Source organism: Vibrio neonatus (genome assembly GCF_024346975.1).
In the GTDB taxonomy this organism is placed as follows: Bacteria; Pseudomonadota; Gammaproteobacteria; order Enterobacterales; family Vibrionaceae; genus Vibrio; species Vibrio neonatus.
This window is the reverse complement of the sequence record NZ_AP024885.1, coordinates 771,761-784,648: the sequence shown is the minus strand read 5'-3', so window position 1 is coordinate 784,648 and position 12,888 is coordinate 771,761. Positions and strand designations below refer to the sequence as shown.

The 12,888-nt window shown below is 42.9% G+C and carries 13 protein-coding genes; 5 read left to right on the top strand and 8 right to left on the bottom strand.

Annotated elements, in window-relative coordinates; translation table 11 throughout:
* Positions 1–46 precede the first annotated feature (46 nt).
* Positions 47–367, top strand: a complete 321-nt coding sequence (locus tag OCU38_RS03725) for a hypothetical protein (RefSeq protein WP_261823797.1) — start codon at positions 47–49, stop codon at positions 365–367.
* Positions 368–420: 53 nt separating this feature from the next.
* Here the strand turns inward: OCU38_RS03725 and OCU38_RS03720 are convergent, their stop codons facing one another.
* The 7 genes from OCU38_RS03720 to OCU38_RS03690 form a co-directional block, all read right to left on the bottom strand.
* Positions 421–1,203: an endonuclease/exonuclease/phosphatase family protein gene (locus OCU38_RS03720; protein ID WP_261823796.1), complete on the bottom strand. Its 783-nt coding sequence runs from the start codon at positions 1,201–1,203 to the stop codon at positions 421–423.
* A gap of 1 nt (position 1,204) precedes the next feature.
* Positions 1,205–2,080, bottom strand: a complete 876-nt coding sequence (locus OCU38_RS03715) for a carbohydrate ABC transporter permease (RefSeq protein ID WP_261823795.1) — start codon at positions 2,078–2,080, stop codon at positions 1,205–1,207.
* Positions 2,077–2,976, bottom strand: a complete 900-nt coding sequence (locus OCU38_RS03710; protein ID WP_261823794.1) for a carbohydrate ABC transporter permease — start codon at positions 2,974–2,976, stop codon at positions 2,077–2,079. The genes OCU38_RS03715 and OCU38_RS03710 overlap by 4 nt, the downstream gene beginning before the upstream one ends.
* 57 nt (positions 2,977–3,033) lie before the next feature.
* Positions 3,034–4,332: an ABC transporter substrate-binding protein gene (locus OCU38_RS03705; protein ID WP_261823793.1), complete on the bottom strand. Its 1,299-nt coding sequence runs from the start codon at positions 4,330–4,332 to the stop codon at positions 3,034–3,036.
* 50 nt (positions 4,333–4,382) lie between these two features.
* Positions 4,383–5,369: an ABC transporter ATP-binding protein gene (locus OCU38_RS03700; RefSeq protein WP_261823792.1), complete on the bottom strand. Its 987-nt coding sequence runs from the start codon at positions 5,367–5,369 to the stop codon at positions 4,383–4,385.
* Positions 5,369–6,127 (bottom strand): DeoR/GlpR family DNA-binding transcription regulator, encoded by a 759-nt coding sequence (locus tag OCU38_RS03695; protein ID WP_261823791.1) that lies wholly within the window; start codon positions 6,125–6,127, stop codon positions 5,369–5,371. The genes OCU38_RS03700 and OCU38_RS03695 overlap by 1 nt, the downstream gene beginning before the upstream one ends.
* 296 nt (positions 6,128–6,423) lie before the next feature.
* Positions 6,424–7,425: a sugar-binding transcriptional regulator gene (locus OCU38_RS03690; RefSeq protein ID WP_261823790.1), complete on the bottom strand. Its 1,002-nt coding sequence runs from the start codon at positions 7,423–7,425 to the stop codon at positions 6,424–6,426.
* A gap of 439 nt (positions 7,426–7,864) precedes the next feature.
* Here OCU38_RS03690 and tal point away from each other — a divergent pair, with 439 nt between their 5' ends.
* From tal to OCU38_RS03670, 4 genes are all read left to right on the top strand, one after another.
* Entirely contained in the window at positions 7,865–8,815 is a 951-nt protein-coding gene (tal, locus tag OCU38_RS03685) for a transaldolase (protein ID WP_261823789.1), read from the top strand.
* 219 nt (positions 8,816–9,034) lie between these two features.
* Entirely contained in the window at positions 9,035–9,796 is a 762-nt protein-coding gene (locus OCU38_RS03680; RefSeq protein ID WP_261824229.1) for a regulatory protein RecX, read from the top strand.
* Positions 9,797–10,070: 274 nt separating this feature from the next.
* On the top strand, positions 10,071–11,006 hold the full coding sequence (locus OCU38_RS03675; protein WP_261823788.1) for a LysR family transcriptional regulator: 936 nt from the start codon (positions 10,071–10,073) through the stop codon (positions 11,004–11,006).
* Positions 11,007–11,304: 298 nt separating this feature from the next.
* On the top strand, positions 11,305–12,186 hold the full coding sequence (locus OCU38_RS03670) for an NAD(P)-dependent oxidoreductase (protein WP_023402879.1): 882 nt from the start codon (positions 11,305–11,307) through the stop codon (positions 12,184–12,186).
* Between the two features lie 190 nt (positions 12,187–12,376).
* Here OCU38_RS03670 and OCU38_RS03665 read toward each other — a convergent pair whose 3' ends face one another.
* Complete coding sequence (locus OCU38_RS03665; protein ID WP_261823787.1) at positions 12,377–12,814, bottom strand: DUF3859 domain-containing protein; 438 nt, start codon at positions 12,812–12,814, stop codon at positions 12,377–12,379.
* Positions 12,815–12,888 lie beyond the last annotated feature (74 nt).

Here is a 12,888-nt window from a genome sequence, read left to right as displayed (position 1 = left end):
ACGTTTATAATGCCGTATCTATTCATTGACACGATTGTTCACTCAGATGATAAAAAAATACTTTCTTGTTTTGTTGGTTGCACTGTTAGCGGGTTGTACTCACAACCAAGCCAAAGCTCTAGCAATCAATACCTCTTCGGTAAACGTCTACCCACAAAACATGACCAATATTCAGCTGTGTGACACCTTATATTACGGTCGCCACACCAACCAAACTCTGGCGGCAATCGGCAGTGAATTTAACCGCAGAAAATTATCCAAAACTTGGTGTGATCAAGCGGGTAATAAATGGTATTTAACCAGTACGGTTGAATGGGTTGTGCACCCGCATAGCAAGGCGCACCACAGTAAAACTCATAACAGCTAGTTCGGTTTTATCGCTCACCCACTCTAAGGTTTGAACAGCAAGCTAACTTGCGCTTAAAAGTGAGTGACGTGCAACACACAAGGTTGATGATCGGATAGGCTGATCCCTTCATCCACCACCACTTTAGCCTGTAAAGTTTGGCTATTGGTGGCAAAGTAATCTCGTCGGTCTGCGCCATTTGGCCATTGTTTAGTATCAAAAATACCGCATGTCGGACGAGGGTTAGATTGCGCTAAATCTCGCCATCCTCCCTGCGAAATAAATAATGACTGATACTCATCAGACTGATCAGCAAAATTAAAATCACCACAGATAATGGCATTCACCGGCAGTGGTAATGGCTTGTAAAGCCCTTCTGTTGCCTGACTTGGGTAATCACGACTGATGCTAGCCGCATTCACTATGCCGTCTATTTGCTGCAGTTGATAGCGGCGCTGCTTAGCACAATAAAACTCTAAATGACTGGTCACTACCCGCACAAACTCTCCTGCAATCTCAACTACTAACTCGCCTGCTGAGCGAGGCATGTGTTGCTTGGCATCACTTGCCGCAGGCAATAAGTAATGAGCGCGCCACTGCACCGCAGTGCCTTTTTTAGCGCCTATAGCATTGCCAAATTGTACAAACTGCCCTGCCTTATAAAAGCTCAATGCTGGCGCAAAGTGCCAATGATAATCATCAAGCGCCTCTTCTAAACTTGCCATGTACTCGCTATCAACTTCTTGTAAAGCGATAACATCGGCATTGAGCTTTATCAGGTAATCACACTGCTGGGCCAGTTTTGGCTCGGCAAATGCATCAATACCGTTTTGTACATTCCAACTTACAATCTGCATCTTATTTTAGCCCTGCGTTCATAAACGATTGCATGAACTGGCGCTGGAAAAGCAAGAACATAGCAAGCAAAGGCGAAATAGCAATAAGCGTACCTGCGCTGAGTACACCCCAATCAACCCCAACCTCTGGTGAACCAAATAGCGCTAAGCCTACTGTAATAGGACGGCTATTTTCTGTATTGGTGATAATCAATGGCCATAGGAAGTTATTCCAGTGGTAACTTAGAGAGACTAAGGCATACGCCAGATAAGTTGGCTTAGCCAGTGGCACATACACTTTCCATAAAATAGCAAAGCGACTCAAACCTTCCACACGCGCAGCATCTTCTAGCTCTTGCGGTACTTGCATGAAAGTTTGTCTCAGTAAAAAGATACCAAACGCGCTAGCAATATAAGGCAATGCGATGCCCATATAAGTATCTATTGCGTTGAAATGTGCCACCATTTGGTAGTTTTCGGCAATTAACGCTTCTGGCATAACCATCAACTGCACCAGTACCAAAGCAAAGACGACCGAGCGTCCTTTAAATTCAATACGAGCCAGTGCAAAAGCGGCTAAGGTACAGACTAAGATCTGAAAGAACAGCAATAGGCTGACCATGGCAAAGGTGTTCCAAATATATTGAATAAAAGGAGCAACCTGCCACGCATTTTTAAAATTATCTAAAGACCAATCACTGCTTAGGTCAAAATAGATGGCATCTGACCCAGTATGAAAAGCGGCCCAAACCATATACAGCAGCGGTAGCACCCATAATATTCCCACCACCCAAGCAGCAGAAAAATTAACATAACGGCTCCAGCTCAAGCCAAAGTTGATACGCTTAGCCTGCTCTGCTTTTTGTATTGTGACGGTATCAATCGGTAATGTGTTCATCGGTAGTGGACTCGCTTACGGCTTAAAACAAATTGAATGGCTGAACAACCCGCTAAAATAATCAGCAGTATCATGGTCAATGTGGCAGCATATTCTTGGTCAAAGAAAGAGAATGCCGTTTCGTAGATGTAATAAAGCAGTAAAGTACTTGAGTTATTTGGGCCACCTTTGGTCAAAATGAACAGATGGTCGACCACCTTAAAGGCGTTAATGACCGCATTGATGAATACAAACAATGTGGTTGGGCCTAGCAGGGGTAATATAAAGCGGCGTAAACGATAAAAATAACTCGGCGCTTCTAGTTTGGCTGCATCATTTAGCTCACTAGGAATAGCTTGCAGTGCAGCAAGATAGAAGATCATAAAGAACCCTGACTCTTTCCAAATGGCGAGCAATATAATTGAGCCCAGAGCGGTATCAGGATTGCCAAGCCAATTCATACCTTCAATACCAAACACCGCCAGTACGCGATTAAACAATCCAATATTCGGCGAATAGAAAAATAGCCATATATTGGCAGCGGCAATCATAGGTAGCATAGTTGGCAAGAAAAACGACAGTCGCAAAAAGCCACGGCCAATAAATTTTTCATTGACCCATAACGCCATAATTAGCGCCAGTGCCATAGATACTGGCACAGTGATAAGTCCGTACCATAGGTTGTTAGTCAATGCTTTCCAAAAGACTGGATCGTGAGACAAATCAGCAAGGTTGTCGGCTAAGACAAACTCGTTACCTCCTCCATATGCACTGGAAAACATACTACTGTAAAAGGTGCTTACCGCTGGGATATAAGTAAAACAGCTTAGTAAGACCAGTGCTGGCAACAAGAGTAACCATGCATACATAGCATTGGAGTTTTTTAGCTTTTGCAACATATTTAGCTTTTCAAACATAATCAGCTCAATTAAATACGCTGGTAGGAGAGCCCTACCAGCGAAGATTAGTGCGACTTATAATGAGTCACGATTGGCACGACGAAGCACGCGCTCAGCTTGAGACTGTGCAGAATCTAACGCTTCTTTTGCGGTGCTTTGACCAGTTAGTGTTGCTTGAATCGCATCATCTAACACGCGGCGAACTCGGCCAGATTCGTAAGTGGCTAGCTCAGCCGTTGCCACTTTTAGTTGGTCACGAGCCACTAAAGCTTGAGGCTGATTCTTAACGTGCTCTTTCATTTCAGCAGTATCGTAAGAGGCTTGGCTCACACCAACGTAACCTGTAGTGATACTCCACTGGGCACTACGCTCAGGTGAGGTCATAAATTTAACCAAATTGTAAGCGGCTTGCTGCTCAGCATCAGTACCACTGTTGATCAAATAGAAGTTACCACCGCCGGTTGGCGAGCCTGGTTCAATATGTGCTGGCAATTGTGCAACGCCCACATCAAAGCTTGCGTTTTGCATTACCGCAGCAAGGTTACCTGTTGAGTGCCACATCATTGCCGTATTCTGCTCTAAGAATTCTTGACGTAGGGTGCCCCACTCAATAGTACCTTCTGGCATCACTTTGTATTTGCTGCCTAAATCACGCCAGTATTGCAGTGCTTCCACCATACCTTTCGAGTTGAAGTTCACTTTAGTGCCTGCACTGTTCATCAAGGTTTCACCTTGTTGTTTAGCCAGTGCCCCGAACATCCAGTATGGGTATCCTGTTGATGGGATCATCAGTCCCCAACGATCTGTATTGCCATCTGCTGACTTTTTAACGAGCTTAGACGCTACGTCGGCCATCTCATCCCACGTTTTTGGTGGTTGATCTGGGTTTAAACCCGCATCACGAAACGCATCTTTGTTGTAATACATGACGATAGTTGAACGCTGAAATGGAATACCGTAAGTTTTACCATCTACCTGACCATTAGCCATTAACGCTGGGTAGAAGCTATCAAGCCACTGCTGATCTTCTTTTGTTTTTACAAAGTCATCAAATGGACGAATGACGCCACTGTTTTTCAGCGCTAACATGTCAATGGAGAACATTACTGAAGTTTGTACTGACTCACCTGCATTAAGTGCAGCCAATGCTTTCACTCGAGTGTCATTGTAGTTACCTGCGTAAATAGCTTTTACGTTTACACCTGGGTTTGCTTCTTCAAAATCATCAACCATGCCGTCAACAATTTTGGTCAATGAACCGCCTACCGCAACTGGGTAGTACATAGTTAGATCGATTTGCTCTGCACTTACATTTGCAGCCGCTAATGTTGTCGCTAACCCTAACAGGGAAAGTTTGCTCTTGAAGTCCATCATTATCTCCATAAATTAATTTAAGCTGTTTATCGTTATTGCCCGTTAAGCATTTAAGCTAGGGCCGTTTCACTAGTACTGCAGAAATGGTGTTGATCAGTTAACTCCCAATCAAAGCAAACCCTTTCGCCTTTGTTAAATTGCTGCCAGCGATCCACTTTGATAAGTACTGTTGAGGCGTTAATTAAGCCCACTTTTAATAAGGTGCTGTCGCCGTGATAGTCGGTACTTAGTACTTCCCCAGCGATACCATGTTCGGTTAAATAAAGGTTTTCAGGACGCACGCCGATGAGTTCATCTTGTCCCGGCAGGGAAAATACGTTCATTGCCGGAGAACCAATAAATCGTGCGGTAAAGGTATTTTGTGGTTGGCCGTATAACTCTTGAGGTGAACCGACTTGCTGTACTTCGCCTTTATTCAATAGCACGATACGATCAGCCATCGACATCGCTTCCACTTGATCGTGCGTAACGTAAATAAGTGTTAAACCTAGGGATTTTTGCAGCTCACGGATCTCGGTGCGCATTTCGGCGCGCAATTTTGCATCCAGATTGGAAAGTGGCTCATCCATGACACAAATAGAGTGCTGACTGACAATCGCGCGCGCCAATGCGACACGTTGACGTTGACCACCACTGAGTTGTCCCGGTGATTTATGCTGCTGCTCGGTCAATGACACTTGTTCTAATACGTCTCTTAAGCGAGCTTCTTGCTCAGCTTTAGGCACACCTCGGGCTTTTAAACCAAACAAAATGTTCTCTTTCACCGATAGGTGAGGAAACAACGCATAAGACTGAAAAACCATAGAGATTTTTCGTTGTGAAGGAGAAAAGTCCGTCACATCGACACCATCGATAGAAATAGAGCCTGATGTCGGTGACTCTAGACCCGCCAACATTCTCAATAAGGTCGACTTACCACAACCCGATGGGCCTAGCAGAGCAACAAACTCTCCTTTTTTTACTACAAGATTCAGTCTCTTAATTGCAGTAAATTCTTCAAATTGTTTGTTGAGGTTTTCAATTACTAAATAACTCATTACTTCACCTCAATAATATTTAATTGAACATTGTTCTCTTCACAAAGCTGAGATAATTTTTCAGCCTGACAATCGGTATAAAAAGTATCGATATCTTCAAGTGATGCGGCATACACACTGGCATTACGTAAATACTTACTGGAATCCGCCAACAAAATACTTTTGCGACTATTTTTCAACATGATTTTGGTTAATTCCCCTTCATCACATTGAAATTCAAGTAATTCACCTTGAGCTGAAATACCGCCCACACCAAGCACAGCAATATCCACACGAAAGCCTTTGAAAAAGGTTTGCGTATGCACACCGCTCACATCTCTATGTTGATGACGCAATTGACCACCAGCGACCCAAACATCAATATTTGGAAAGCCAGTAAGGTGAGAAACAGCATCAAGATTATTGGTAATAACGGTTAAAGAAATATCTCGTGGTAAACACGAAGCAAATTGCGCAACCGTAGAGCCATAGCTAAGAAAAACCGTATGCCCAGATTGTAACTCTTGAATAGCCGCTTTGATGATTTGGTGCTTAACAGGAGCATTAGTCGCCACTCGCTTAGACATAGCAAGGTTATCAAGTGCCGGTGATAAGGTAATTCCACCGTGCAACTTACGAGCTAACCCTGACTCACACAGCGCATTAATATCACGACGAATAGTTTGGGTCGTGACTTCAAACTTATTTGCTAAGTCGTCGGTAAGTAAACTCCCTTGCTCATTGAGTAGCTCTAATATCTTCTGTTGACGCAATTCCATATATTCACTTGAATCATATTTAACTTTCATATGAATATAGTGAGATCGTATGTCAGTTCAGTGTCACTTTTATTATTTTACAATTAACAAACTGTGGCAGTGAAATATTTAGCGAGTGTAATTAAACCGAAACAATATAGAAATAAAGGCTTAATAGTTCGTTCGAAAACAAAATATTCAGAGAGAAAAGATTAAATAAACAAAGAAGAATAGTGATTAAGGCCACTTTAAATAAAATAAAAATGGCCTTTCATATGAATATAAATTAAAGCCTAGCAATAAAGGTAATATGAGAATTATCGGATAGCTTGCGCTGAGCGCGTCATCTGCTCATCCAGATTTAACAGCGTAAGTGCATTACTGACATTCGTGGCAATGACATCTATCGCACCACTGCGTAAAGCGCCAAGAAGAGCCAAAGGTTTACTGTTTTCAGACGCAATGGCGATAACCTCAGAGATCAACCTAAATTCTTCAATGCCGAGACCGATTACGCGATCGCTCATTACGGTATGAGCCACTTTACCGTTGATATCAAAAAAGTCGTAACCGGCAAAGTCGCCAACAACGCCCTGCTCTAACCTTGCTTGTGCTACTTCATTGGCGGTGAACCAGCCTAAGTCGACCATGTAGCTGTTTTCACTCATGTCCCCAATGCCCACTAAAGCGACATCCGATTTTCGAGCTAAATCTAAGGTTTGTTTGATGGTGGCGTTTTGCATAAAGGCGAGCTTTTGCTCGCGGTTTTCAGCATAGGCAGGAGCGTACAAGGTTTCGGATGTACCGCCATACTTTTTGGCTAATTGTCGACAGATATGATCGGCATTAAACATCCCGCCTCTTGGGTGAATGCCGCCAATGCTACAGACAAACTTACAATCTCTCGGGCTCACCACTCCCACATAATGAGCCACCGAAGAGACATTACGTCCCTGTCCGACACTGACTACCATGCCACTTTTTAAGGTTTGAGTTAGATAATTGGATACCAAGCCGGCAATCAACTGACGCTGTGCTTCTTCATCAGACTGATCAAGAGAGATCAAAGCTCTTTTTATACCAAAGCGCTGCATAAGACGCTGCTCTATCTTGGCGCTAAACACAGGGTGGTATTTCACCGTGATCTCTACAATGCCCTCATCACGAGCTTGTTTAAGCATTCGCCCTACTTTTGCTCGTGAAATGGAAAACTTTTTAGATATTTCTTCTTGGGTGGCACCGTCTTGATAATACGCCACCGAGATCTCGGTTAATAGATCGCTATCTTGTTTTGAAATCTCGGAATTTGGACGATTCATAAATACCCCCTAAAATGAATGGATAATAAGCGCAAGCAGAGCACTATCAGCAACCACCGGACACAGCGCATGCGGATATAGTACATACGCTCACAACCATTACAAATGATCGAGCCAGCAAAATTGATAAGAAAACTCAATCTGGTTCAAATAATGCACAGAATCACGCTATAGCTCATGTTTTTACACCCTATGAGCGATAAAGGTGCCGTTAACTTGGTATATCTTTGTTTGAGGCGTTGACTTTAGATCTAGAACAGATAAGTATAATTCATATCAAATACTCAAGCATACGACATATGCTCTTTGAGTTAAGTTTCCTAATCAGTTGAGCAAATGCTATCTATTCTAGCGATAATAGACTGAGCAACTGATGAACAATGATTCAAATTTAAGACTGCCACTGGCGTAATAGAGCCCATTTAAAGGACATTCGATTATGAGCAATAAGTTAGAGCAACTTCGTAAACTAACCACAGTTGTTGCAGATACTGGTGATATTGAAGCGATCAGCAAATACACCCCTGAAGACGCAACAACGAACCCTTCTCTTATCCTTAAAGCGGCGCAAATTGCAGAATATGCACCTTTGATTGACGCTTCTATCGAATACGCAAAAAATCAGAGCACTGATAAAGCACAGCAAGTACAAGACACTTGCGACATGCTTGCAGTTAACATCGGTAAAGAAATCCTAAAAGTAGTACCAGGACGCATTTCAACAGAAGTGGATGCTCGTCTTTCTTACGATACAGAAGGTAGCGTGGCAAAAGCGCGTCAACTGATCAAAATGTACAACGATGCGGGCATCAGCAATGACCGTATTTTGATCAAACTGGCTTCAACTTGGCAAGGTATCCGCGCGGCGGAAATCCTAGAAAAAGAAGGCATCAACTGTAACCTAACGCTATTGTTCTCTTTTGCTCAAGCGCGTGCATGTGCCGAAGCAAATGTCTTCCTAATCTCGCCTTTCGTTGGCCGTATTATGGATTGGTATAAAGCAAAAGAAGGCCGTGACTTCGAACCTTCTGAAGATCCTGGCGTACTGTCTGTTTCTACTATCTACAACTACTACAAAGAACATGGCTACAAAACTGTAGTAATGGGCGCAAGCTTCCGTAATATCGGTGAGATTCTTGAACTCGCTGGCTGTGATCGTCTAACGATTAGCCCTAACCTGCTACAAGACCTAGAAGATGCGCAAGGTGACGTGGTTGAGAAACTTATCGACTCTAACGGCACCAAAGAGCGTCCTGCTGCTATGACACATTCTGAGTTCCTTTGGGAGCACAACCAAGATGCAATGGCAGTCGAGAAACTGGCGGAAGGTATTCGCAACTTCGCTATTGACCAAGGCAAACTAGAAGCCATGATTGAAGCTAAACTATAATCAACCTTTAGCGCTCAACTAAATTCAAATCATCAGGGGAACCAGTCGGTTCCCCTTTTATTTTGCTCATTTCTTTATCAGCAAAAAGCACACTTTAAACCATCTGCAACTCACCCCAAGATGCACTATGATATCGCCAGTAGTACCAATAGGAATAAGATTGTGAATCATGAAAAAAACGGTAACGGCATAAGAAAAGCCACACGCCAAGAGAGCGTAATGAATTCGGCTATGTGGCATCTTACCCAGCGTGATATGACCGAAAGCGAATTACTGGCAAAACTGCGCATCAAGACCGACAATCAACAGTGGATTGATAGCACAATAGAGAGTTTGCGGGGTTTTGGTTATCTAAAATCGGATGCGGTATTTGCCGAACAGTTTGCTGAGCAATCATTTAGCAATGAATACGCCTCTAAATACATTATCGAGAAACTCAAAAAAAAAGGTGTACCGGAAAACGTCATTTTAGAAGCCATTGATAAGGTTAAACAGCAACGTAATATCGATGAGCAAACACTGGCTATCGAACGCATCAACAGCCAATATCATGACTTTACCATCAGCCGAGAAAAACTGGTGGCGACGCTACAAAAACGCGGCTTCTCCTACCAAGATATTCAAGTGGCAATCAATCAGCATCCACAGAGCCATCAGCTGCAAAGCAATTTAGAGATCAAAGCGGCCAAAGTCGATTTAGAAAAAGAAGTGCTTAAATATGTGCGAAAAGGCAAAGGGCTAACCGTGATTCGTCAGGAGCTTAAATTACGAAAAATAGACATTAGCGACCTTGATACGTTTGTTGAGAAAGCCTGCCTTGACGGTACTATCGATTTCTATGGTTCATGTTTAGAGCAACTGCAAAAAAAATCCTATGATCTGAATGATTTTAAACAAAGAAGCAAAGCCTATGCCATGCTGATGCGTAAAGGGTTTTCCAGTGAAGAGATCAAGTTCGCCTTAAGTGAAGCGCAAGAATAATACCAATCACACTAAGTAAGTGATCAGAACTAGCGCAGGAAAAATGTTCGAGAACAAGGCAGAATTTTTCGATAAGTAGTTATTCTACAATCAAAAATTCTAACGCCGTTATCGAGTATTTTAACAAGCTAGAATGACCAGTTATTTAGTACGATTGGTATAATCCGCTTCTACAAAACGAACAGCCAACAATGGGTGTACAACTCGGCTGATGTTGTTGATTCAATCAATCGCTCTATAATAGAGCTGACATTTACTATCCTTGGTTGAATATATGCTTCTCAACGATCTGCACGTTATCTTAAAAGTAGCTGAACTACGTAGCATCACTGCGGCGGCAAATAGCCTAGACATGCAAATAGCCACCGCCAGCGCGGCAATCAAACGAGTAGAGAAATCTCTTGGAATAGAGCTGTTTATTCGAACCACTCGCCAACTTAGATTATCACCTGCAGGCGAGCGTTATATGCCGCAATGTAAGCAAGCCTTAAACCTGCTAGAAAACGCCAAATTAAATGTGCAAGAAGACCATGAAGTCTTAACTGGCGAGATCCGCATCGCCCTATCCTCAGACTTAGGGCGCAATGTTGTGACTCCTTGGATTGATGAACTCCTGCTAGAGCATCCACAAGTCAAATTACGCAGCAATATTAGCGACAGTAATATTGATTTTTATCGAGATTCGGTGGATATAGCACTGCGTTACGGTCACCCAACAGATGCCAGCATGTATGGCTTTAAAATCTGCACTGTGCCACGTATTTTGTGCGCGGCTCCAAGCTACCTTTCTAAGCATGGCACGCCAAAAACCTTAGAGGATTTGAAACAGCATAATGGGCTGTTCTACCAACTTGGCGATATGCTGCAAAATGAATGGCAATTTACCCAAAATGAGCAGAGCGTAAAAATAAAACTGGCGGGTAATCGCGCCTCTAACGATGGTGATTTAGTGCGACGTTGGTGCGTATCAGGGCATGGTTTCGCCATTAAATCTTGTCTTGATATGGCCGATGATCTTTTACAAGGAAACGTCATCAATGTACTGCCTAATTATAAGCCTACTCCCACTGAATTGTGGCTTGTATGCCCAAGTCGGCAGTCAATCACTCCTACAGTCCGTTTACTTCGCGACTACTTTAGACAAAAAACGCACACCGTATTAGAAGATCTGGTGGTGAAACATATACTAGATAACAGCGTTCTCCTTTAACTTTTTTGTTATCCGATACAGCAAAAACGCTGATCCTTTAGTATGGTTAATAGCGCTGATATGGAGTGAATTAAGCTAAGTCACAACGCGCTAGATTTCAGGACAGACAGCGCGGTTTTTTTAGTTTTATTACTCTATAAATGGGTGATTTTTATTAGTCTGCCGGGCATTTTCAATCATTTTTTAAAAACTTTGAACTTAGACGGCATTTCTTACAAATCTAGGATTGATTAAATTGGGTCAGACGTATATCCTCTCAGTCTATATAATCATACAATAGTATATTTCGGAGTTAGACATGACTAAACCTGTAATTGGTTTCATCGGCCTTGGCCTTATGGGCGGCAACATGGTTGAAAACCTACAAACACGCGGTTACCAAGTAAACGTAATGGATCTTAACCAAGACGCAGTTGATGCTGTTCTTGCTCGTGGTAACGCAACACAATTTACTTCAGCTAAAGAACTAGCAGCAGCAAGTGACGTTGTAGAGCTTTGTCTTACAACTTCTGCAGTTGTTGAGAAAATCGTTTACGGTGAAGACGGTCTTCTAGCAGGTATCAAAGAAGGCGCTACTCTTATCGACTTCGGTACTTCTATCCCTGCTTCTACTAAGAAAATCGGTGCTGATCTAGCAGCTAAAGGCGCTGGCATGATCGATGCTCCTCTAGGTCGTACTCCTGCACACGCTAAAGATGGTCTACTAAACATCATGGCTGCTGGCGACATCGATACTTTCAACAAAGTTAAGCCTCTTCTAGACGAGCAAGGTGAAAACGTATTCCACCTAGGTACTCTAGGTTCAGGTCACGTAACTAAACTAGTTAACAACTTCATGGGCATGACTACTGTTGCGACTATGTCTCAAGCATTCGCAGTAGCTAAACTTGCTGGTGTTGATGGCCAACAACTATTTGACATCATGTCAGCTGGTCCATCTAACTCTCCATTCATGCAGTTCTGTAAATTCTACGCTGTAGATGGCGAAGAAAAACTAGGTTTCTCTGTTGCTAACGCAAACAAAGACCTTGGTTACTTCCTAGCACTTTGTGAAGAGCTTGGTACTGAGTCTCTAATCGCTCAAGGTACTTCTACTAGCCTACAAGCTGCTGTTGATGCAGGCATGGGTAACAACGACGTACCAGTAATCTTCGACTACTTCACTAACCTTAAGAAGTAATTAGAAGATAAAACCTTAACGGTTTTACATAATTTAGCCCAGTGCTTCTTTGAAGCACTGGGCTTTTTTATTATGTATGCTTTTCTATAGCACAAAACTGTACTCGGTACTCAGAACTGCCTCTAGCCCACGACTAACCCTGCACGGCTTCCTTTAGCCTGCCGCTAGAGCACACCTTTCAAAGCCCTAACTAATAACCTCGTTGCTTCCAAAACTGAGCTTGATCACGACCCACAACGTTAAAGGTTTTCTCGGCGATGGTCTTACCTTGCATTTGCAGCTCCATACGCCATTCACCTAGATTGCTTTCCAAACCGTCCACCGGATGCAGCAGTTGTACTGTGTCTCCTAAATAGAAGTCCCAATCGTTACTGCGCACATAAATCTCTCCATCAAACGGGGCTAATACTACGCCTTTCTTATTGATGATACCCGGATGATAAATACAGTAATTCAGCAAGCTTCCTTTGGCTTTTTTGATGTTAACAATAAAACCAAACTCCACCCCTTCTTCGGCAGTCACTGTATTGGTGAACTGAGTAATTTTAGGCAGTTCTTTGGCACTGGCATCCCAATGTGAATAGGTGCCGTATGAGGTTATTTCGACGATAGGTGTGCGTTTAGCCAAGATCTGTTCTCGAATAAAAAGATCATTATACCAAGCACTGCGTTGAAGTGGTTATAAATAGCCAAGGAAAAAAG